General features: G+C 58.0%; 18 protein-coding genes. 8 read left to right on the forward strand and 10 right to left on the reverse strand.

The genetic code is table 11. The annotated features are described in order from the left end of the window. Position 1: 1 nt before the first annotated feature. Genes ISP25_RS18315 through ISP25_RS18340 form a run of 6 tightly spaced genes read left to right on the forward strand, consistent with a single transcriptional unit; the run spans position 2 to position 6,354 of the window. Positions 2-1,507, forward strand: a complete 1,506-nt coding sequence (locus ISP25_RS18315) for a lipopolysaccharide biosynthesis protein (RefSeq protein ID WP_404615886.1) — start codon at positions 2-4, stop codon at positions 1,505-1,507. Further along, positions 1,495-2,475 (forward strand): class I SAM-dependent methyltransferase, encoded by a 981-nt coding sequence (locus tag ISP25_RS18320; protein WP_404615887.1) that lies wholly within the window; start codon positions 1,495-1,497, stop codon positions 2,473-2,475. The genes ISP25_RS18315 and ISP25_RS18320 overlap by 13 nt, the downstream gene beginning before the upstream one ends. Next, entirely contained in the window at positions 2,472-3,581 is a 1,110-nt protein-coding gene (locus ISP25_RS18325) for a DegT/DnrJ/EryC1/StrS family aminotransferase (protein ID WP_404615888.1), read from the forward strand. Before ISP25_RS18320 ends, ISP25_RS18325 begins: the two co-directional genes overlap by 4 nt. A 1-nt stretch (position 3,582) precedes the next feature. Then, positions 3,583-4,065: a GNAT family N-acetyltransferase gene (locus ISP25_RS18330; RefSeq protein ID WP_404615889.1), complete on the forward strand. Its 483-nt coding sequence runs from the start codon at positions 3,583-3,585 to the stop codon at positions 4,063-4,065. Beyond that, the gene (locus tag ISP25_RS18335) at positions 4,062-5,090 is read left to right on the forward strand and encodes a glycosyltransferase family 2 protein (RefSeq protein ID WP_404615890.1); all 1,029 of its coding nucleotides are present in this window, start codon (positions 4,062-4,064) and stop codon (positions 5,088-5,090) included. Before ISP25_RS18330 ends, ISP25_RS18335 begins: the two co-directional genes overlap by 4 nt. Further along, on the forward strand, positions 5,011-6,354 hold the full coding sequence (locus tag ISP25_RS18340; protein ID WP_404615891.1) for a class I SAM-dependent methyltransferase: 1,344 nt from the start codon (positions 5,011-5,013) through the stop codon (positions 6,352-6,354). The genes ISP25_RS18335 and ISP25_RS18340 overlap by 80 nt, the downstream gene beginning before the upstream one ends. A 154-nt stretch (positions 6,355-6,508) precedes the next feature. On the opposite strand, the gene ISP25_RS18345 is transcribed toward ISP25_RS18340, so the two are convergent. The 9 genes from ISP25_RS18345 to ISP25_RS18385 all read right to left on the reverse strand — a co-directional run bounded on the left by ISP25_RS18345 (position 6,509) and on the right by ISP25_RS18385 (position 17,527). Continuing rightward, the gene (locus ISP25_RS18345; RefSeq protein WP_404615892.1) at positions 6,509-7,555 is read right to left on the reverse strand and encodes a glycosyltransferase family 2 protein; all 1,047 of its coding nucleotides are present in this window, start codon (positions 7,553-7,555) and stop codon (positions 6,509-6,511) included. Then, positions 7,525-8,502 carry an NAD-dependent epimerase/dehydratase family protein gene (locus ISP25_RS18350; RefSeq protein WP_404616345.1) on the reverse strand — a complete coding sequence of 326 codons (978 nt, stop codon included), beginning with the start codon at positions 8,500-8,502 and terminating at the stop codon, positions 7,525-7,527. Before ISP25_RS18350 ends, ISP25_RS18345 begins: the two co-directional genes overlap by 31 nt. Further along, positions 8,444-9,565 (reverse strand): glycosyltransferase family 4 protein, encoded by a 1,122-nt coding sequence (locus ISP25_RS18355; RefSeq protein WP_404615893.1) that lies wholly within the window; start codon positions 9,563-9,565, stop codon positions 8,444-8,446. The genes ISP25_RS18350 and ISP25_RS18355 overlap by 59 nt, the downstream gene beginning before the upstream one ends. A 39-nt stretch (positions 9,566-9,604) precedes the next feature. Then, a complete protein-coding gene (locus ISP25_RS18360) occupies positions 9,605-11,572 on the reverse strand; it encodes a hypothetical protein (protein WP_404615894.1) in 1,968 nt (655 codons plus the stop codon). Positions 11,573-11,626: 54 nt separating this feature from the next. After that, entirely contained in the window at positions 11,627-13,348 is a 1,722-nt protein-coding gene (locus tag ISP25_RS18365; RefSeq protein ID WP_404615895.1) for a phosphoethanolamine transferase, read from the reverse strand. Then, the gene (locus ISP25_RS18370; protein WP_404615896.1) at positions 13,345-15,357 is read right to left on the reverse strand and encodes a tetratricopeptide repeat protein; all 2,013 of its coding nucleotides are present in this window, start codon (positions 15,355-15,357) and stop codon (positions 13,345-13,347) included. The genes ISP25_RS18365 and ISP25_RS18370 overlap by 4 nt, the downstream gene beginning before the upstream one ends. A gap of 71 nt (positions 15,358-15,428) precedes the next feature. Continuing rightward, positions 15,429-15,875 carry a pilin gene (locus ISP25_RS18375; RefSeq protein ID WP_404615897.1) on the reverse strand — a complete coding sequence of 149 codons (447 nt, stop codon included), beginning with the start codon at positions 15,873-15,875 and terminating at the stop codon, positions 15,429-15,431. Between the two features lie 325 nt (positions 15,876-16,200). Next, positions 16,201-16,644, reverse strand: coding sequence for a pilin (locus ISP25_RS18380; RefSeq protein ID WP_404615898.1), 444 nt, complete (start codon positions 16,642-16,644; stop codon positions 16,201-16,203). Between the two features lie 139 nt (positions 16,645-16,783). Next, a complete protein-coding gene (locus ISP25_RS18385; RefSeq protein WP_404615899.1) occupies positions 16,784-17,527 on the reverse strand; it encodes a hypothetical protein in 744 nt (247 codons plus the stop codon). Between the two features lie 244 nt (positions 17,528-17,771). Here ISP25_RS18385 and ISP25_RS18390 point away from each other — a divergent pair, with 244 nt between their 5' ends. Continuing rightward, positions 17,772-19,826, forward strand: a complete 2,055-nt coding sequence (locus ISP25_RS18390; protein WP_404616346.1) for a S9 family peptidase — start codon at positions 17,772-17,774, stop codon at positions 19,824-19,826. Between the two features lie 35 nt (positions 19,827-19,861). Here ISP25_RS18390 and ISP25_RS18395 read toward each other — a convergent pair whose 3' ends face one another. Next, positions 19,862-20,875, reverse strand: coding sequence for a magnesium and cobalt transport protein CorA (locus ISP25_RS18395; protein WP_404615900.1), 1,014 nt, complete (start codon positions 20,873-20,875; stop codon positions 19,862-19,864). A gap of 112 nt (positions 20,876-20,987) precedes the next feature. Here ISP25_RS18395 and ISP25_RS18400 point away from each other — a divergent pair, with 112 nt between their 5' ends. After that, the gene (locus tag ISP25_RS18400) at positions 20,988-22,970 is read left to right on the forward strand and encodes an acyltransferase family protein (protein WP_404615901.1); all 1,983 of its coding nucleotides are present in this window, start codon (positions 20,988-20,990) and stop codon (positions 22,968-22,970) included. Positions 22,971-23,005 lie beyond the last annotated feature (35 nt).

Below are 23,005 nucleotides of genomic sequence, written 5' to 3' on the forward strand. Positions count from 1 at the left end.
CATGCGTTTGGCATGGAACATAGCGGCGGCAATGGCCAATTCGGTCGTTCTCGTGCTGATCAACCTCATTGCGTTGCCGTTTTACCTGCGCTTCCTTGGCATGGAGGCATACGGCCTGATTGGGTTCTACACGACACTGCAGGCGGTGCTGCAGGTACTCGATCTGGGGCTTGCGCCGACGGTCAGTCGTGAAATTGCTCACGGCGCGGAAACTGAGCAGCAGCGGCGTTCAGCATCGCTGTTGCGAACGCTGGGCCTGATATATGCCGGTGTCGCAGTTGCGATCGCCACTATTGTCGTGCTGATCGCGCCATGGATCGGTGCGCACTGGCTGCAGGCAAAGGCGTTGCCGGAATCGGTCGTTGCCCAGGCCGTTATGCTGATGGGGGTTAACCTTGCCTGTCGTTGGCCTATAAGTCTTTACCAAGGTGCATTGATTGGTGCGCACCGACTTGCGCGCGCCGCTGCCACGAGCATGACGGTCAATATTTGTGCGGCCATCACCACCATCGCGGTGCTTGCATGGGGAATGCGCAGTATTCGGGCTTTTTTTGTCGTGCAGGCGGGATTCGGCTTATTGCAGGTGATCGTCCTGCGAGTGCTGGCGCACAATGCCGTCGGCGAACGTGATGCACCATATGACTTTGGTGATCTGCGTCGGGTATGGCATTTTTCTGCTTGGATGTCCGGGATTGCGACTACCTCTCTCGTTTTCACCCAGCTCGACAAGGTGTTGCTCTCGCGTCTGATTGACCTCGGTTCGTTCGGGCACTATATGCTCGCCGTGCTGCTGGTAAGCGGGTTATCGGTATTGACGGTGCCTACCTTCAACGTCATATTTCCGAAGTTCACGACATTGCACGCTCGCGGCGACATTGCCAGTCTTGCAACCTTCTATTCGGACACGAGTCGCATATTCGCCGTTGCAGTGTTTGCTTTGGCGCTGGCGCTGGCGCTGCACGTCGAAGCAATCGTGACTCTTTGGACGGCACGCCCGGACGTGGCATTGCAGGTGGCGCCGTTGGTCGCATTGCTCGTTGTTGGTTCGGCGCTTAATGCGGTTATGAATTTCCCGTATGCGCTACAACTTGCTTTTGGTCGGCCACGTATTCCATTCGCGATCAATATTTCGCTTCTTGTGCTTGCGCTGCCAACGATCGTGTGGCTGGCGAGGCATTACGGCGCAATCGGTGGTGCATTGTCCTGGGCGCTGCTCGGCAACGTATACCTGTTTGTCGGTACGATAGTGACGGGGCGTCGTGTTGCATCGTTTGCAGGTATTGGTTGGCTTGCGCGCGATATTCTGGTGCCGCTCGCGATCGTGCTCATGCCGGCATTGCTGGGGCTGTGGGTGACCAGAGATGCCATCCTTCCGCCATGGGCGGAAACCATGGTTGCGATGCTGGCCGCATGCGTCGGTGTCGCCGTGGGCGCGTCCTACAGTCCCTTCGCTCGTCGACAAGTGTTGATCTTTCTCAGGAGATACATGCGGCTATGTCCGAATTGAAGGGAACTTCGGCCGGCGCGGATGGTGTAATCAAGCGGCATCTCAGTTTTCCGGGGTCGCCTCCGTCGCCAACGGGCATATCGCAGGCTGCGTACCTGCTGCTGGGCTTGCTGCTGTTTCCGTTTTACTGGCTTGCGGCAGCCCTGCTCGGTGCACCTGGAATGCGGTTTCGTCGCAAATGCTTTGCCGCTGGAGTGCGCCTCCTGCTTGCAGGTCATTTTGCCGATGCGTACCGGTGCATCGTGTGCCCCCTGGATTCAGTGCGACATTTCGAAATGGAATTTTTCTGGGGGCGCATATACTCATTGCGTCCGTCGCGCATTCTTGACATTTCATCGCCGCGTCTGCTGACGTTACTGGCATTGCGCGCGGATACGGGTGCATGCGCTGACCTCGTCAATCCTGATGCTAAGGATCTTGCCCGCACCCGCGCGATGGCGCAGGGATTAGGTGTCAATGATCGCTGCCGCTTTCTTGAGGTCCTCGTTGACGCGTTGCCTGATGATGCGCGCAATTATCCGTTGGTCACATGCATGTCTGTGCTGGAACACATCGTCAACGATCTTGATGCGGTGCGTGTTATGTGGGGGTGCGTCGCGCCTGGTGGTCGACTGCTTCTATCGATGCCCTGTGCTGCCCAGGCCATGGATGAATTCACGAATGTGGATGAGTATGGCTTGCTTGCTCACGACAGTGCGGGGTTCGTCTTCTGGCAGCGCTACTACGATGAATCGCGCCTGCAGGAGATCTTCGCCATTACAGGCTCTCCCGTGGCGCGCGAGCTGTATGCTGAACGTGTGTCTGGCACCTATGATGCCGATGTGCTGGCCAAACGCTCGAATTATTTCTTTGCCCGTTGGCGCGAGCCTTTGGCCACGGTTCTGGCCTACGCTCGCCGCGATAATCTCGCTACCCTACCGGGAATGGGTGTGGTAGCCCTGGAATTCAGAAAACCCGTCGTTGAATGACTGTGCAAACAAACAACATGATTCCATGGGCCGAACCCACATTGTGGGGGCGTGAAGAAGAATATGCGGTAGATGCCCTGCGTTCGACTTGGATTTCCGGCGGTATCTACGTAGATCGGCTTGAGAGGGACTTCGCGCGTTACGCAGATGCGCGCCAGGTGCTGGCGGTGGCAAACGGTACGGCGGCGCTTCATCTTGCATATCTGGCTGCTGACATTGGCGTAGGCGATGAAGTCATCGTGCCGGGTTTCGCTTTCATGGCTGCGGCTAACATGGCGCGTATGGTGGGTGCGACCCCGGTGTTTGCCGATATCGACCCGGCAACGTGGTGTATTTCTGCTGAGACCGTAGCGCCATTGATCACGTCGCGCACGAAAGCAATCGTGCCTGTACATACCTACGGAAATGTCTGCGCGCTGGAGCCGTTGCTTGCTCTTGGCGCAGAGCATGGCGTACTGGTGATCGAAGACGCTGCCGAGTCGATTGGTTCGAAATATCGCGGCCGTATGTCTGGCACGATTGCGCCGATTGGTACCTATAGCTTCCACGCTACCAAGACCATCACGACCGGTGAGGGGGGCGCGGTCACCACGAGCAACGATGCTTTTGCCGCTCGCATGCGCCTTTATCGCAGCCACGGCATGGCTCAGACGCGTTACCTGCACGAAGTGGCGGGTCATAACTTTCGCCTGACCAACTTGCAGGCGGCGATTGGGTGCGCGCAACTCGAGCAGATTGACCGCATAGTCGCCAAGCGCGCCGAAGTCTGGAGCAGGTACCGTGCGCGTCTTCTGGCGCTCCCTGGCGTGGAGATGCAGGTCATCGAGACGGACGTCGACCCGGTGATGTGGGCGGTTGGTGTGCGGCTGAACTACGCACATTTTCCGCAGGGACGCGATGCGGTGATGAATCTGATGATGGCGTCTGGCATCGAGACGCGCCCGGGATTTTATCCCGCCAGTGCGATGCCTCATCTATATGGCCCGCAGCTGCTGCCGATCAGCGATGCGCTTGCCGCGTCGATCTTAGTGTTGCCATCGAGCCCCAGTCTCGAGGTGGCGCATATTGATCGCATCTGCGATGCGTTGGCCTCGTTCGCGCGCTGACATGCCCGCATCCGGCGCGATTGAATGTCTGTTGTTGCGGCCAGGTGGCGAAGTGGCGCTCGCGCGCTTTTTTGCCGATCTTGAGGTTGCTGGCGACGATGTATTCTTCCATCCGCATGCCGGCGATGTTGCAACGTTGCGTGCAATCGCCGAACGACCCGGCAAGGATCTGTATGTGGTGTTTCTCGAAGAGGGTAACGTGCGGGCCTACGGCCTGTTGCGTGGCTGGAATGAAGGTTATGACGTTCCAAGTCTGGGGGTCGCGGTGCATCCTAACGTGCGTACCTGCGGCTTCGGTCGACTGATGATGGAATATCTTGAAGCGATGGCCCGTTATCGGGGTGCTCCGGCGATACGTCTGCGTGTACGCAAAGACAACGTGCGGGCGATCGCGATGTACGGGCGCCGCAGCTATGTGATGCAACCCGACGCAGGTGACGCGCAGTTGCTCGTAGGCTTCAAGACGCTAGGTGCAGGCGCATGAACGCCGAACTCAGCATTTGCATTCCCACGCTCAACCGGGCGAACTTCATTGGTGAGACGCTGGACAGCATCGTGTCGCAGCTCGATCCTGGCATGGAGATCGTCATCGTCGACGGAGGCTCGACCGATGGGACGAAGGGCATTGTAGAGTCTTATGTTGCTCGCTTCCCACAGATTCGCTATGTGCTCGCTGGTCAGGCTGCACAAGCTTCCAATGCCGGTTTCGATCGCGACTGCAGCTACGCCGTGCAACTCGCCAATGGCACGCACTGTTGGCTGATGACGGACGACGATGTGCTGAAACCCGGTGCGGTAGCCCGCGTGCTGGCTGCGGTGCGAGAGGCTCATGACCTGGTAATCGTCAGCTGTGAAGTTCGTGACCTGGAATTGCGCGAACAATTGATGCGCTCCCGCCCTGGCCTGTCGCAGGACCGTGTGTTTGTCGCCGGGGAGTGGGATGACTTCTTCCGCAAGGTCATTGCTCACGTGACTTTTGTCGGAGCGGTGGTCGTGCGTCGTTCGTTGTGGCTCGAGCGCAACCCCGAAGACTACTTCGGCAGTGGCTTCGTGCACGTAGGGGTCTTGTTCCGCAAGCCAATTGAGGGCACTGCAATTATCCTGGCCGAGCCGCTTGTAGTGATCCGCAACGGCAACGGTCAATGGAATGCGCGCGCCTTCGACATCTTCATGCTGCGGTGGCCGCAACTGGTATGGTCGTTCGAGGGTATATCGGATGGTGCCAAGCGCGTCGCAACGCCGCGGGAGCCATGGCGCCTACTGCGCGTTCTGCTGCTGCAACGTGCATACGGGCGATATTCAATGCGTGAATACGAGTTGATGCGCGATCGCTTCGGCTCGGCGTGGAAGCGATTGCTTGCACGAAATATCGCTCGCCTCCCGCTGGGTCTTTTGTATTGGCCGGCGCGGCTGTACGGGCATTTCAGGCATGAAGATCCGCGCTTCTTTATCGAAACCTTGGACGAAGCAATGCGAGCCGCTGACGCGCGCCGACACACTTCGTTCTGACGAGACCAACATGCCATCGAACACATACAGTTCCATCGATTGCTGCCGCATTTGCGGTAACACACATCTTGAGCAGGTTCTCGACCTCGGCGAACAAATGCTGACGGGAGTGTTCCCGCGTTCACGCGACACGCAAGTCACCTCCGGTCCGCTGAGGCTGGTGAAATGCATGGGGGATGAAGCTTGCGGCTTGCTGCAGCTCGCGGAGTCTTACGATCTGGGCGAAATGTATGGCGACAACTATGGTTATCGTTCTGGACTCAACGCGAGCATGGTGCAGCATCTGCGCGCGAAGGTAGAGCGAGTGCTCAACTTGGTATCTCTGCGAGCTGGGGACCTTGTTGTTGACGTCGGCTCCAACGACGGGACAACGCTAGGTGCCTACCCGGAGTCGCTTGGCATCGACCTGTTAGGTGTCGACCCCACTGCTGCGAAGTTCCGCCAGTACTACAAGCCGCACGTTGACTTGTGTGCCGACTTTTTTACCGCCGATTCGCTGCGAAAAGCGCGGCCAGACAAACGTGTGCGCGTGTTGACGTCATTCTCGATGTTCTATGACCTCGAGTCGCCCATGGCCTTTATGCAGGACGTATACAACGTCCTCGCAAACGATGGCGTATGGGTGTTCGAACAGAGCTACATGCCGGCGATGCTTGATTCACTGTCCTTCGATACGGTCTGCCATGAGCATTTGGAGTACTACGCCCTCAAGCAAGTGAAGTGGATGGCGGACCGCGTTGGCTTCACTATCGTCGATGTCGAGTTCAACAGCGTCAACGGAGGCAGTTTTTCGGTAACCGCAGCTAAGACAACGTCCGGCATTCCGGAAAGTCCTGACGTCAAGCACATCCTTGCCGAAGAGCGGTCGCGCGGTTTCGACACGCTTACACCGTTCAAGGATTTCGCTGGCCATGTCGCGGCGTCGCGTGATGCCCTACGAGCGTTTATGGCTAAGTCGAAGGCTGAAGGCAAGACCATCGCTGCTCTTGGTGCATCGACGAAAGGCAACGTGCTGCTGCAGTATTGCGACGTCAGCACAAATGATGTTACCGAGGTGGGGGAAGTGAATTCGGATAAGTTCGGTGCGATGACGCCCGGAACGTTTCTTCCGATAACCGCCGAAGCGGATGTGCTCGCACATGGATACGACTATTTCCTTGTGCTTCCGTGGCATTTTCGTCGCCATTTCCTTGCCAATCCCAACTACGTTGGACGTACGTTGGTGTTTCCTTTGCCGAGCCTGCAAGTTGTGCACGTAGGCTAGATGCCTAGATGATGCAGCGCCCCGAGACAGGTCCGTCGTTAAGCTGCACGCTCGCATTGACTGCTTTATATACGTGCCCGGGTAGCGGTTTGGTAATCCATGCGGCACGGTTTGATTGCCGCTTCGTGCACTCCGCTGAGAGTGCGATGCGACCTTAGGATATCTTCGGCATCCCGTGCCGGACCAGCATTGTGAGCTTTCGCAGTTGCCAACTCACCGTCGAGAACCATTTTGCGATTGAAATCGTACGCGTCGCCTGTATTTCGCGCCGGCGCGCGCGTAGAAAGCCGCCTTCACGAAACGGGGATGCAAAGGCCGGCAGGTAAACCTCGTGCAGCAACGTGGTATTGCGACGCAGTAAAGAGAGGATGAGGCCCTCGATCAGTAGCGCGATTAGGTGCGCGAAAAGTAACGGCCACATCAGCAGGGTGGGAGTCAGAATCATCAACGCCCGGGTCTTGTTGTGCTCGCTCAGCTTGCGGCGTCGGATCGAGGTATGCAGGCCGGCATCGGCACGGTTCCCGCCAAAGGTTGCGCCCTGTCGATGGCGATAGTAGCTACTGCGCAGTGCGCGAACAGGTATGCCGTGCAGACGGGCGACTCCGCAAAGATATAAATCCTCACCGATTGATCCCATCCAGTCCGGGAAGCCGCCGAGTTCATGCCAAGTATCGCGCGAACACCACAGGCATGCGCCAATGACATAGGCAACTTCATCCCTCCTGGGATCAAGATTCGGAATTGGATTGCAGAATGGATCCAAAAGGCACCCGCGATCGACCAGGGTGTCGTTCTCCCAATCCAGTTGTGGAAGCGTCAAGATTGCCTGTCCATCGATTTTCGTGGCTTCGCCTAGCAGGTGCTGGATGGCGTCTGGTGCTAGCGTGGCATCGTTATTAAGCAGGAGGACATATTTTCCTCGGGCACGCGCAACCATGCGATTATTGCCAATACAGAAGCCAACGTTTTGTTGGCTGGCAATTATGTCTACCTGTGGATAGCGTTGTTTTAGCAGGGCAAGCGAGTCATCCGTCGAGGCGTCATCGTGAACAATGACCTCGATATTATGGCTGCCTTGCTGAGTCAATACGGACTCCAGACACTCGGTAAGCAATGCGGCGCCGTTATAGTTGGCAATACATACCGAGCAGTCAGGTACCGCCGGGGGATTCACGGCTGAGTGGTATTGAACCATGCCCATGTTTTCTCCAGCCCCTCGCGCAGAGAAGTTCCGGCGCTCCACCCGAACTGCTCCTTGGCCGAGCCGGCATCCATAACGATATACGGTGCATCGACGGCACGGCTGGCATCGTAGTCCCGATACAAGAATTTGCCAGTAACTGATTGCAGAGTATCGAACAAAGTATTGAGGCTAATGCCTATACCGCTGGCCGCGTTATAAGGACGGTGTCCGACCGGCGCCGGCGTTTCTGCCACGGCGACGCACAGCTTAATGAAATCGTCGATATAGAGATAGTCACGAACTACGGATCCATCACCCCATACAGATAATGTTTCGCCGCGACTAATTTTTTTCATACAGGCGGGGACGATGCCAAAACCGGCGCGCACTATTTGACCGGGACCGTACAGATTGGACGGCCGCAATATGGTGGCACTTCCGTCATATTGGCTGCACCAAGCGCCGATGAAGTGCTCGGCTGCGACTTTGCTCGCACCGTGATAGGAGCGCGGCTGAATGGCTGAATTTTCCTTTGCACTCTCTCCCGGATTGGTAGAGTAGAGACTTCCCCCGGAAGAAAGATAGAGCAGCTCCGTTTGGGGATGACACTGCAAGGCCTGTAGCATGGTAACCAATGGCCGCAGGTTGTGCTGCAACTCCTCCATTGGACGGTCTGCCGAACTTCCTGGCGTCGAGCAGGAAGCGGCATAAACCACCACGCGGCTACGTTTGAGCAAGGGTAGGAAGTGTTCCACTTGGCTCAAATTGCTGGTGATGACCTCCACGTTCTTCATGTGAAGATCCACAGGGCGACGGCTTACAGCGATCACCCTTTCATCGCGCTCTGCGAGTGCATGTGTCAGTGCGGATCCTACAAAACCACTTGCACCAAAGACTAGGATGGAGTCACGCAATGCCGTCACCCTCGAGCAGCTTCTTGTAAATGCCAGTGTAGCGGAGGGCACAGTCGCGCCAGGTGCCGAACTCATGCAGAGCCCGATTGCGCGCTGCGCTGCCAAAATGCCGATTGGTTTCGGTGTTCTCCAAAGCGGTTAACGCATGGCCATAGTCTTCCGGGTTGTCACACAGCATGCCGGTTACTTTGTCGTTCACTATGCTTGCGTGTGCAGGCATGCGCGAGGCAATGATCGGCAGCCCGGCAGCCATGGCTTCTAGCATGACTTGCGGCCTCCCCTCTGCATGGCGGCTCAACGTTATAAGGCCGCTGGCGTACGGAAACCAGTCAGTCGCTAGTTGTCTTGGCGTCGCCGCGCCGTGATACTGCACCCAATTTGGAACCTCAACGCTTTCCTGCATGGGGCCGAACAAGTGCAGCTTGCGTTCGGTACCTTGGAAATACTCTTTCGACCAATCAAATAATGGGCCCAGCTTGTCTGCAGTCAAGCGAGTAACCGCCAGCCACTGTTTGGTGGGATATGCAGTGACATCTCGGTCAATGGCGTACCAGCACGTATCGATGCCAAAAGAGACAGGCACCACGTCGGCAACGTCGCCAAACGCCGCTTGCAGCGGTTCAGTCATCCATTCGGCATTTGGGCAAATTACTGTTTTTCGTCCACGCATGACTCGTCGCAATGCTCGACGCATCAGAGGAAGGCGAAGTAACTTGAGATCGTTGCCTAGAGCGGTAACCAGAGCAGGTTTGCCGTCGTTCGGTAATGGAAGGGCGCACTGAAGCCAATTTATGTGATAGATGTCGGTCGCAAATTCTCGGCGATAAGCCGACGCCAGCATCCATAGTAGGGTGACAGGAGCAAAAAGATCCTTGATGCGCCCCTGTCGCATCAAATGCGAGATGCCTCCCATAGACATGAGCCGTCGAAGCCACTGCTCTTCCGCTGCGGTAGTGACTGCTGTCGCGTCAGCAGGTAACTCGCCGGGAGGGGCCCAGACACCCAATTGGACGCCATCGGATCGTGCGAGCGCATCGACCATGTGACGAATGAATACGCCGCGCCAATCCAATTCATCGCTTGGATAAGAGGGGCTTGTCAGGAGTACGCGCATAATTGGGTAATGCCGAATGTGTCTTATGGTGAGCTTTCTTCATTGCAGCGCTGGGAGTGCGCGCAATTGCGCTAACGTGGCACTGAGACGGTCGCCATAATTCAATGCTTCAAGTTGCTTGATGGCGTCCAGCGCATCCTCTTTCCTGCCGAGCGCTGCAAGCATTCGTATCAAGGTAATTCGATAGACGGGTTCGTGAGGATCGGCTTCCACGGAAGCTTCAGTCATGCGCAAGCCAAGACCCTTGTCGTTGAGCACGTTCCAGCCGTAATCACCATAATTGGCAAGCAGACGGGCATCGGGATTGGGATGTGAAAGCGCGGCCATGAAAGCTTCCATCATGCGATTGACAGGCAGATCGCAAAAGCTGTCTTGCACGCACTTGGTCAGTGCAGCCAATGAGCTCTCATCTTGGATGCCCGGCTTGTGTGCCTTGAGCTTGCCAATCAGGCTGGTCCACCAGGCATCTTTGATGGGCAAGTGCATTCGCGCGTTCATGAAGATTAGCGCTTGCTCGGGGAGAATGGACGAACCGGGCAGGGCAGCTGAACGCTCAAGTGGCGCATAGGCCAGCTTGGTGAAGGGCGATGTGGGGTCGTAGTTCGAATAGATGATGTATGTGCGTCCCAATTCGTACTGGGCACGCGGTGAGGTGGGGCGACGGACTGCCAACGATTCAGCCATGCTGATCGGGTTGCTCCATTCGATCGAGGTGGCCAGAGTCTGGCTTGCCCATAGCAGCAGCAGGCCAATCAGTAGTACGCGGCGTGCAAACATGAAACGGCTTACTTCGAGGGCCTGGCTTCGAACCGGTGTCAGTGATGGGATGATTGCCAGCATCAAGCCAAAGCTGGCGAAGTAGTTGCGATGCTCGAAGATCAGTTCCAGCGGAATAATGGTTGCAGTTAGCGACTGACAGCCGAGGAACAATGCTAGGCCAAGGGCGGCGAGAGGCTGGCGCTTTCGGATCGCGAAGATCGCGGCGCCCAAGGCGGCAAGTGCGAGGACGCAAGCCAGTGTCGTCCATGGTTGGAGCAGGCCTGTCGAAATGTTGAAGTCATCGTGATAGAACGATAGTGCATGTGGTGTTGGCAGTACTGTCCACACTAGATAGTCCATCACGATGCGGGCTTCGCTGAGCAATCGCGTGCTCATGGTGAAATCGCGTGTTGCCCATGCTGCTGGATTCAATAGTCCGTGCAGCAGCCATGTGATCCCAATGATCATCGGCAGGAGCAATACCATCACGAATAGTGAGGCGATGCGCCAATCTTTGTGATTTTCGTTGCTACGGAATCCGAAAACGAGCCATTCGATCAAAATTGCGTAGAGCGGCAACATAACCGCAGTTTCTTTGGCCAGTAACCCTACGGAAGTTGCGGCGATGAGGCTGGATACGCAGAGTGACAGCCCAGCCCAGCCTTGCTGCTTCTGGCGCAGCATGGACTGGCGACCTGCCACATAGCCGATCAGGCCGAGCATTACGAAGAGATTCGCCATGCTCTCCATGCGCTGCACTACGTAGAGCACGGCTGTGACGTTGACTGGTAACACCAGCCAGCCGCCAGCTATCAGTGCGGCGAGAATGCCTGTTTGCTGTTCTGCAGGAGTAGGAAGGATTTCCCCTGGTCCTTCAGTCTTTGTGCTTCTCAAGGTAGCCGTGAGCAGTTTCTTGGCAAGAACGAACGCCAGCAATCCGTTCAACAAGTGGATGATCAGGTTGATCAGTTTCCAACTCCATGGATTCAGCCCGCTAGCCAGGTAATTTGCAGCAAAACTCAATGAAGCCAAGGGGCGTTTGAAATCACTGGAGGGTGATGAGAGGGCGGCATTTATCAAGGCCGGTATGCTGGTACTTGCAGGTTGCACGCCGTGGTTGTCGACAATATTGGGGTAGTCATCGAACAGCCAGTAGCCGGAGAGACCGGGCCAATAGATCGCAGCCGTGATACCGAGGAAGCCAAGCAACAGCCAAAAGCCAGGGCGGCGGAATCGCAATATCTTCATGAATGGATGGAAGACCTGGAGGGTTTTGTGCGAACCATGTATGAGGCGCCCGAGTTATTGTGGAAGGACGATGGGGCACTTCTTGCCAATGGTCGCCTTGTCAAAATCGACGCTCCACATGCTTGAGTTGACGATGCGAGGGCGATACCGCCAGCTTGGGCTGAACAGGCTGAGCGTTTCGTCGTGCCCTGGAAAGTCCACTCCAGCCATGTCCGTTAATGAAGGGAAAGTGCTGGTGCTGAGGGTGCGCTTTTCCGCATTGCTGCGCAAAGTGGAGAGCCTGTCCGGGAAGTTCGTCGCGTAAGCGTCCGAGTACCAAAACAGTGCAGGTATTTCATACTCGTATTTGGTGCCTATTCCGTGGCCTCCTTGGTCGCAGGTTGGCGTAATTAACATTTCACCGTGATCTGACTCGTACCAGAGTGCGCTGATCGCGTCGCTTTTGCGCAGCGTGTCTATGATGGCTGCAAGCACATGATCGGTATACAGGATGGTGTTGTCATAGCTGTTCTGCAGGCGCACGCCGTTTGGTACCTGGCTGATCGAGTCGCTCCATGTAGGTTTGAATTGCTTGAACTTGTCAGGGTAGCGAAAGTCGTACTGGAGGTGACTTCCCATCATATGCAGTACGATAAAAAGATTGCCCTGGGTATTGCTCAACGCGTTGTGCAGAGGTTGCAGAAGATTGCCGTCGTAGCTGCCGGGGGCGTTCCAACTGGAATGGTTGAGCCATTCAACATGCTGCGCTTCGTAAGCGTACACCGCGATTGGTGAATCAAAGTAGCCAATTGCCAATTGGTTGGAAATCCAGAATGTCTCGTAACCGGCTTCTTGCATGGCTCGAAGTATGGATGCCTGCCCAAATGCTATGCTTCGGTTGGTAATCGGCTTGCGAGTGATAATCAGCGGAATGGCGTCGATTGATTCTGGCCACGAGGTCACCATGTGCGTGATGGGCACAAGGTTTGTCATATGGCTGAGTTCGGGGTTGGTTGGACGCGAATAGCCAAAGAGTTGCCAATGGTCGCGACGGCTGCTTTCGCCGATCACCAGTACGTAGACTTGCCGCTGCGGTTTGAGTGTTACCAGATGTGCTCCAAAACGATACGCATCAAGCTTGGCGGCATCGGCACGCATGCTGATCCATTCGGAATGATATGTTGCAATGCGCTCAACCACGCCAAAGGGGTAGCCGAGCGCAATGGTGCCGGACAGCATTGGCCCGAGATTTAATGTTCCATGTGTTGGTTTCTGCGATGCCTCTCTATCGGTTATTGCGGCGACGCCTGCGGCAGCCAAGGGGGTGGCTACAGCAATCACCAATGTCCATGTACGGAATGAATTTCGCCATCGCAGGCGGACGCGGAAGCACCTCCAGGCGCACCCTAGGCTCAGCATTGTCGAGGACAGCAGAATCACAGCGAGAGGAATCAGGGAGGTTCCCAGGTATTCGCGAGCTTCGTTTGGGTTGGTGGCCATCAAGGTAGCAATGACTTCAGCCGAAGTCGGGTGCTGATACCTTGAGACGAAGTACGCCTCCATCGGAGCTAGCAGCGCGAATGGAGTTAACAACAGGCAACCCAGCCAGGGCACGTCACCGAACAAGGCGAAGAAAACCAGTAGCAGGACGACGGGGAAAACGAAACCCTCGATCCATACTGGAAGGCTGTGGTAGTACCACAACCACAGCAGGTTAGGCAGCATCAGCAATGCACAAAGCAAAAGCACAGCAAGCCAATCTTTGCGTGAATCGCGTGGGGTTGGAAGCGTCGTCATGGATGCTTTTGGTTGGCAGCCGGGACAGAGGGGTATTGGGTTGTCGTATCGGTTTGCAAAGTGGCCCGAAGGCGAGCTAGCTCATCTTGCCAGTAATTCTGTCGCTCCAGCACCCATTCGTGCAGCATAGACATGCTTACTTGGGCATGGGTGATATTTCCTTTCACCAGCTGATAGTGATCTAGCAACTGCAGCCCAAGTGGTGGATATCCTGCTGCTCCCAAAGTGGCAGCGGCCTGTAATGCAAAGGCCGGACGAATCTGCATATCCAATGCGCGCTCGAATTCGATCAGCGCGACATCGGGTTGGTGTTCGGCAAGCGCGATGCGGCCACGCAGCCAAGTCAAATCTTGTTGAGAGTTTGCGGCGGACAGCCTTGGGTTGTGCAGGCCTGCGTCGATGAAGGATTGCAAAGTTGCCAGGTCAAGCCCGGGGCAACGTTCCGATATGGCGATTGGCAATGCGTGCTCAAACCAGCGCACGAACAAAGTGCCGGTGCTAGTCGTGCTCTGCATCGCTTTGCGTGCGGCATCGGTATCAGTCATGCCAACGCCCCCAACCATGCAACGGGCGTCGATCAGGTTGAAAACGAGTTGGGATTGTTCGGGGTGCGCGGCCAACGAGACTTCAAGGCGATTTATTGCCGCCAGTGGCCGGTCATTTTCCATCTCGATTTCAGCGGCATTCGCCTGAGCCCGGGGCGAGGCGGGGTTGATCTTAGCCCAAACCAATCCCTGTGTCCTTACGTCGCCCCACACCTCGGCGCGTGCATGCGTGATGGTGGCAAGAATCAAAGGGAGTACGACCACCAATGAGACTTTGAAGATCTTCAACCTGCATGTATCCGTCAACCACAGCCCCAGTGGCCAGAACATGAGCAGAGCCGGCGCGTAGTTCCGGTGCTCAAAGTAGAGTTCCAATGGAAGCGAGGTAGATTCGAGCAGCTGGCCCGCGAAGTAGAACAACAGTGCAAGCGCGAATGCCGGATGCCACCTACGTTGCCACCATGCAACGGCAATTAGCGAGCACACCGCCAGTGTGGAAGGTAAGGTGATTGCCGGATGCAGCCACGAGCTCGAGGCGACGTACTGGTCGTTGAAAAGGCCACTGGAAAAAGGGCGAGGTAACCACAGCAATTGGAGGTAATCCATCAGCACGCGTGGTTCGGTCAGCAAGCGCTGGCCGATACTCCAACTACGGATGCCAACCGGGCCGCCAGTCATCAGGCCCTGCGCGCCGGCTTTCACGAGGTAGCCGATCAGGGCGAGGGCAGGAAGAAGGCCTAGAACCGCCATGGTCCAGCGATAGGCGCGGCGCGAAGCATGGGGCCGTACGGGATGTCGGTCTCGCAGCAGAACGATTTCTATCAGCAATGCGTACAACGGCAGGAGCGCACCATTGGCCTTGGCGAGGGTACCAAGCAAGGTAAAGCCGCCCAGCCCGAGCACGCTCCACATCATGCCGGACTTCAGCCGGCCTTCGCATAGTCGGTGACGACCATGTAGCCAAAGCAGCAGCCCCGCCAATGTACAAACAGTCGCCAGCATGGCTTCGCGCTGCACGACATATAGCGTGGTGGACACCATCAAGGGATGCAGCAACCACAGTGCGCAGCCCAGCGACGCAGCCACACTGCTGCGCCTCTTTTCAATTCCCAGGAACTTGCCGAGGCGGGCCAGTAGCAGGTACAGCAGTACACCGTTGAGCAGGTGCAGGATCAGATTGGTTCGTTTGAAAGGTAGAGGGTTGGCTGGCCAGTCATGGGCGTCTAACAAGAAGGTCAACATGGCCAGCGGGCGCCCAGTAGGGTCGGCAGTGCCCGAAGTGATGTAGCGCCAGAACGTATCCCAGTGAGTTACCGGGCCGTATGCCCCCAACGCAGGTAGGCTGCCAAGGTCATCGAACAGGAATCCGCCGGAAAGTCCGGGCCAATAGGCCCAGAGCGCAAGCAGGCCAGTCAGCAACAAGGTCGCCACGGGAAGAATCTGTTGATGTCGCTGCTGCATCATCTTCCGACAGCCTTTGGAAAAGCGAAGGGCCGCATGTAGCGGCCCTTCGCAGTGAACACGATCTTTGGAAATCAGCCGCCGTTGTTGCAGGAAGACGGCAGATACTTCGCGTTGACGGTGGTGGCAGCGTTGTTGCAGCTCCAGGAGATGCTGCCGCCGTTGGGGATGGCCGACAGAGCAAAGAACGCACCGTTGATGGCTGAGTTGGCCTGGCCACCGAACTCGGCGATGATCTTGCCGGAGGTGGCAACGCTCACCTGGGTCACGTATTTGCCGCTGATGGAGGCGACATTCGACGGCAGGCCAGCGGATTGCGGGGTGGTCGGCCAGTATCCCTTATTGGCATAAAACTCGGCCATCGGGGTCTTGACGCCGTCGGCGAGCACAGCACCTTCCGATACCTGCGAACGGATCAGGTAGTTCTGATAGGCCGGGATGGCGATTGCGGCGAGGATGGCGATGATCGCGACCACGATCATCAGTTCGATCAGGGTGAAGCCTTTCTGCAAGTTCTTCATGGTGGTTCCTCTGTTGGCTAGCTAGCGTTGTGGCCCCCTGGGTTCCGCCCCGATACCCCCTAGGCGGGATCGAACCCCATAACGTCATGGTCAGGAACGACCAGGAAGCTGGCAGATGCGAAGCACCGAACATGCCACGTCATCATGCATGAATATTGCCGCATATCTTGCGTAATCGCTACTGAGGAGACTGTCACGAAAGACAGCTCCGATGGATTGGGAACAGTCGAATGTGCCTAGATCGGAGGGCAGTCGCCCATCGGTATGCGTGCAATTTATGGCGACAAGTGACGCATTTTGTCAGTTTTCCCGCGCGGGCCGGCTATCAATTGCGGCAGGTCGCCGGCAGGTACTTAGGGTTGATCGTGGTACCGGAGGTGTTGCAGGTCCAGTTGATGCTGCCGGTACCCATGGTGGGAGACAGCACCAGCTGTTGGCTCAGGATGGCCTGGTTGGCAGCCGGGCCTGCGTACGACACAGTGATCTTGCCCCCGGTGACGTTTACGCCGGAGACATACTTGCCGCTGATCGAGGCTGGAGACGGCAAGCCGGCAGATTGATTGCTGGTTGGGAAATTGCCGACGTTGGCAGCGTAGTCCCAAACTGCAGACTTGACCCCATCGGCCAAATTCACGCCTTCGGTGACCTGGGCACGGATCAGATAGTTCTGGTAGGCAGGAATGGCGATGGCGGCAAGGATGGCGATGATCGCGACCACGATCATCAATTCGATCAAGGTGAACCCTGAAACTTTGTGTTGATATGGCATGGTTTATCCCCCTTAGGATTCCATGGATCTAGGCATGATCCATACCAAGGGCAAGGCGTTGCTCGACGACAGGCGCCGGAAATGCGATGGAAATCACTGATGCGCCTGCAGCCCTCGTGGCTCTGCGTCGATGGCCTGGTCACCAGGCATCGATGGCCAGAATCTTCAGTGGCTTTTTGGTCTTTGGCGAAAGGATGACCGTGAAGTCTTGGTCGCCGCGCAGCAGCGGGAGCGCCAGCAACGGATTGCCCCCCATCGCAGTCTGAAGTTGTCGGAGTTGCCGATGTTGATCCGGTGTGGCCTTGACGAGTTGATCCAGTGATTTGGTATGGCTAATGAACCTGCCGACGATCTGTTCGTAAGGTACATAGAAGCGAGGAAGCCGATCGATGTCTTTGCCACTGGACAAGACCTTCAAGGCGAACGCTGCACCCTCACTACTCGACGGAGGGATGGCTCCCACCAGCATAGGTCCAGTCCACGAGCGTTTGCGAAAAGCAGGCAGGTCCCCTTGGGCCAGATCCGCATCGCTGATTTCGTCGGCGGCTACCAATACGAACCGATCCGCTTCCGCGACGATGAAGATTGGCCGTGCGGCGGCAATTGCATGGATGCCATAGCCGAACGCAAGCGTTTGCAAGGCGGCGATGATTGAGAGATCCAGCCTCAAGAGTCTCCTCGGTTTGCGCGGGTTGGCCGCCAGCAAGGTCAGCAAGGGGCCGATACTTATGTCCACCCCCATCAATACGAGCATCAGCTTGCTGGCGCCGGCGGCGATGAAATAGGGCGGTGGAAACCAGAGGAAATACAAGACGGCGCCGATCGACGTGGCCAGAACGAGGCTGATCGCGAGATGGATGCCCGCGGCTTTCCAGCGTGACATGCTCGGCTCCTGTGAATGAGGCACTTACGTAGCCCGGCGTACTGGGTGCGGCGGCTATTTTGCATGATGTTCAAATTGATGATGAAGCCGCGGTCTTGCGCCGTCGCCAGTGCATGCTTACCTTGGTGCATTGACAACCACTTTGTGCCGGGGAACCACCATGAAAAACACACTGACCGCCGTGCTGCTGCTGGCGCTGGTGACCTCGCCCGTGCTGGCGGCTGACACCGATACCGTGGCACCGATGGATACCGCGATCACGCTGGAGCATGTGCCGCATCCGTTCAATGTGCGCGATCTGGTGATGATGCAGCGGGTGAGCGATCCGCAGCTGTCATCTGACGGGCGGTACGCGGCATTTGGTGTGCGCAGCACGGACTACGCAGCGAACAAGGGCGTCAACGCCCTGGCGGTTCTGGATCTGTCGCGCGACGGTAAACCGGTGACGGTGGTGGACAAGGGGGCTTCCTTGCCGCGCTGGTCGGCGGACGGCAAGAGTCTTTACTACCTGGCTCCGGCCGCTGGCATGTCGCAGCTATGGCGGTTGGATTTCCCGGCGGGCAAAGACGGTATGGACCTCACTGGCCACAAGGCCCCGGTGCAGGTGAGCCATGGCGTACTGGACGTGCAGGCCTACAAGCTGGCCCCTGATGGCAAGAGCGTGCTGCTTTCCTATGCGGTGTTCACCGATTGCGGCACGCTTGCCTGCACCAAGCAGATGCAGGACAAGCGTGCGGCGGACAAGGCCAGCGGCACGATCTACAAGAAATTGTTCGTGCGGCATTGGGATACCTGGGCCGACGGCACGCGCAATCAGCTCTACCTCGGGCACTTCGATGCCAAAGGCCAGCTGCCCGCGGAGCCGACCCTGCTTTCGCGCGGCATCGATGGTGACATCCCAAGCAAGCCCTTCGGCGACGACGGCGAATTCGCGTTCTCACCCGACGGCAAGACGGTGTACTTCGACGTGCGCATCGCCGGCAACAGCGAACCGTGGTCCACCAACTTCGACATCTACAAGGTGCCGGCCGATGGTTCCGCGGCGCCGGTGAATCTCACTGCTGCGAACAAGGCCTGGGATGCCTATCCGGTGCCTTCGCCAGACGGCAAGACGCTGTACTACCTTGCGATGAAAACGCCGCGTTTCGAGGCGGACCGCTTCGGCATCATGGCGCTGGACCTGGCCACGGGTGCGACGCACGAGATCGACCCGCAGTGGGATCGCTCGCCAGGTGGCATGGGTATTTCCGCGGACGGCAAGACGCTCTACGTCACCGCCGACGATAATGGTCAGCATCCGCTGTTCGCCGTCGATGCGGCCAGCGGCAAGGTGCGCCAGATAGTGGGCGATGGCGAAGTGGATAGCTATTCGTTGGCCGGTTCGCGCTTGCTGATTGCGCGCAACGATCTGAAGCGTCCTACTGATCTCTACACTGTGGATGCCGACGGCAAGGATCTCAAACAGGTCACTCACTACAACGCTGCCATGCTTGCGAACGCGCACGAGGGCGACTTCGAGTTCTTCACCTTCAAGGGTTGGAACGACGAAACCGTGCAGGGTTACGTGGTGAAGCCGGTGGGCTACCAGCCAGGCAAGAAGTACCCGGTGGCCTTCATCATCCATGGCGGCCCGCAGGGCGCAATGACCAACAGCTGGAGCTACCGCTGGAACCCGCAGACCTATGCGGGGCAGGGCTTTGCGGTGGTCACCGTCAATTTCCACGGCTCCACCGGCTACGGCCAGAAGTTCACCGATGCCATCTCGGGCGACTGGGGCGGCAAGCCGCTGCAGGATCTCAAGCTCGGCTGGCAGGCCGCGCTGGGCAAGTACGGCTTCCTCGACGGCAATCGCGCCTGCGCCCTGGGAGCAAGCTATGGCGGTTACATGACCTACTGGATCGCCGGCGTGTGGAACCAGCCGTGGAAATGTCTCGTCGACCACGACGGCGTGTTCGATGCGCGCATGATGTATTACGCCACCGAGGAACTGTGGTTCGAGGAACACGAGAACGGTGGCCCGCAGTTCGAGGTGCCGGACAATTACGAGAAGTTCAACCCGATCGATCACGTCAAGGACTGGCGCGTGCCGATGCTGGTGGTGCACAGCGGGGACGACTTCCGCATCCCGATCACGCAGGGTCTGGGGGCGTTTACCGCGATGCAGCGTCGCGGCATCCCCAGCGAGTTCCTCACTTTCCCGGACGAGAATCACTGGGTGCTGAAGCCGCACAACAGCGTGCTCTGGCACGACACGGTGAATGCGTGGTTGAAGAAGTGGACCGCTGAGCCGCAGCAATAAGGGCTGGCGCCTGTAGGGGCGCGCAAGACGCGCCCCTACAGCCACTTCGCCCGCTTCAATCCGATGTAGATGCCGCCGACCAGGCAGGCCACCACTCCGATGATGAGCGGGTAGCTCCACGGCTTGGACAGTTCGGGCATGTGTTGGAAATTCATGCCGTACCAGCTGGTGATGAGGGTGGGGGCGGCGAGCATCGCGGCCCAGCCGGCGAGTTTCTTCATCACTTCGTTCTGGCCGAAAGTGACCAGTGAAAGATTCACGTTGATTGCCGCGGCGAGCATCTCGCGCATGGCGTTGATGGAGTCGTTCACCCGTGTCACATGGTCGTGCACGTCGCGGAAATACACCGCGAGCTCGTCGGGGATCAGTTGCGGATGCAGGCGCACCAGCTGGCTGATGACGTCCTGCAACGGGGCTACGGCAAGACGAAGTGTCATCAGGTCGCGCTGCATGTCGTACAGGCGACGCACGGTATCGCGGTTGAAGTTTTCGGAGAAAATGCTCTGCTCCAGCTCCTGCAGTTCCTCTCGGTGGTCGCGCACGATGGGCAGCAGGTTGTCCACGATGAAGTCCAGCACGCTGTACAGGCCATAGCTGGGGCCCAGCGCCAGCAGTTCCGGCGTGTGTTCGCAGCTGCGCCGCGCCGGGGCGTACGACAGCGATGCGCCGTGGCGAACGGTGACCAGGTAGCGTGGCCCCAGGAAGATATGCGTTTCGCCGAAGGCGATGTGGCCGTTGTCCAGCTGCGCCGTCTGCACCACGATGAACAGCGAGTTGCCGTAGGCCTCGATCTTGGTGCGCTGGTGTGCGCTTTGCGCATCCTCGATGGCGAGATCGTGCAGGTCGAACTCTTCCTGCAGTTGTAGCAGCAGTGTTTCATCCGGCTCATGCAGTCCCACCCACACGAAGGTGTCGGGTTCCTTGAGCACGTCGCTTATTGCATCAATGTCCACGTCTCCAATGCGCTGTCCGTTGTTGCGATAGGCGACGCAGTTGACGACCATCGAGGTGTTGGCGGATGCGCTAGGGACGCGGGCCATCGGATTCATGTGGGCATGATGCCGTGCGGGCCGTGATGCGGCAACGCCGTGAGACGTGGATCCTTGCCTGCCTGTACCATCCGTCGGGTTTGTATTCGTCATGAAACAGGGGCGCAGAGTAATGAAGGGGCACGATTACCGGCTGGGTTACCGTGCCGACCTCGAGGGACTGCGTGCCGTGGCCATCCTGCTGGTGGTTGCTGTGCACGCCGGTGTGCCTTGGCTGCGCGGCGGCTTTGTTGGCGTGGACGTGTTCTTCGTGCTATCCGGTTTTCTCATCACCGGGTTGCTGGTGAATGAGATCACCAGTACCGGGCGGCTCTCCTTCGCGGAGTTCTACGTGCGCCGCCTGCGCCGTCTTTTGCCGGCATTGCTGGTGATGCTGTTGATAGTCGGCGCGCTAGCGTCCTTGTTGCTGGCGCCGGCGGAACAGCTCGGACAGTCGTCCGCGGCAGCCACGGCGACCCTGTGGTTGAGCAACATCCATTTCGCTTTCGCCCGACTGGATTATTTTTCACCGGGAACCGAGACGAATCTGTTCCTGCACACGTGGTCACTGGGCGTGGAAGAACAGTTCTATCTGATCTGGCCGGCGCTGCTGGTGTGGTTGCTTGGGCGTGATGGCGAGCCCGGCATGGCGCGATTGAAGATCGGCATGTTCGTCGTCGCGCTCGTCAGCATCGCGGCGTGCGTGTGGCTGAGCTACAAGGCGCCACAGCTAGCGTTCTACATGATGCCAATGCGCGCCTGGCAGTTCGCTGCTGGTGCGTTGGTATGGCTGTATTTCAAGGGAAACGGCGCGGCCGGTGCCTTGCAAGTGATGAGTCGCTATGCCGACCTATTGCCGGTTGCTGGGTGGGCAGGGTTGGCCGCAATCGCACTGGCGGCGGTGTGGTTCAGTGCGGACATTCCTTATCCGGGCGGCTATGCCTTGCTGCCCACGCTGGGTGCCGCGGGCGTCGTCGCGGCGGGATGCATGACCACGCAACCGGTAGGGGTATCGCGACTGCTATCGTGGCGGCCCCTGCAGTGGATCGGTGGGATTTCCTATTCGTGGTATCTGTGGCATTGGCCGATCTTGCTGCTCGGCTACGCGTTCACTGGCTCCGACGCGCCGCAATACCGGGCTACCTGGCTGTTGCTGTCACTGCTGCTTGCCTATGTCTCCTGCCGGTACATCGAAGCGCCTGTCCGTAACCGACAAGAATGGTTGACGCGTCCTCGCACGGCGATCTTCGCAGCGCTGGCGCTGATGCTGGTGGCCAACAGTTTGTGCGTGCGCTGGAACAATCGCGCCGACGAGCGGATGAAGTTGCCCACCATGCAGCGCTACGTCTTGGCGCATGGCGATGCGCCGGTCATTTACAGCATGGGCTGCGATGATTGGTACCAGAGTGACCGGGTACGTATCTGTGCCTTCGGTCCAGCCGATGCCATGCATACGGCAGTGTTGATGGGCGACAGTCACGCCGGGCAGTGGTTCCCAGCCGTCGCCAAGGTGTTCGATCGACCGGGTTGGCGCTTGCTGGTGCTTACCAAGTCGTCCTGTCCGATGGTGGACGTGCCCTTCTTTTATGCCCGGATTGGCAAGCAATACACCGTATGTGAGACGTGGCGCGCACATGCCCTGGCACAGATCGCCGAGATCAAGCCCGATGTTGTGCTGCTTGGATCGACGGACACGAACGGCTTCTCAAGAGAACAATGGGTAACCGGCACGGCTAAGGTGTTAGGCGCGCTCAACCCCGCAGTGGGCCGCATCTGGCTATTGCGCGACACGCCCAGCCTGCCGTTCGACGGGCCGGATTGCCTGGCGGAGCATGCGGGGCGGCCAGCGTGGCTCGGTTTGCAGCATGCATGCAGTGCCCGGGTGGACAATGGCCACGCGGATCAGGTGTATCGATGGCTCGATGAGGCGGCGAGCCGCTTTGCCAATGTCGGTGTGTTGGACATGGACAGCCAAGTATGCCCTGGGAAAGTGTGCTCGGCAGAACGCGATGGCTTGGTGGTGTTTCGCGACAACCAGCACCTGACCAGCAGCTTCGCAGCTTCGCTGGGGCCGGCGATGGCCGAGAAATTGGGTATCGGCACGCCGCAGCCGTAGGCGCCGCGGCTCTGCTAGCGGTTGGGTAGCGGAGC

It is taken from the genome of Rhodanobacter hydrolyticus (assembly GCF_044904645.1).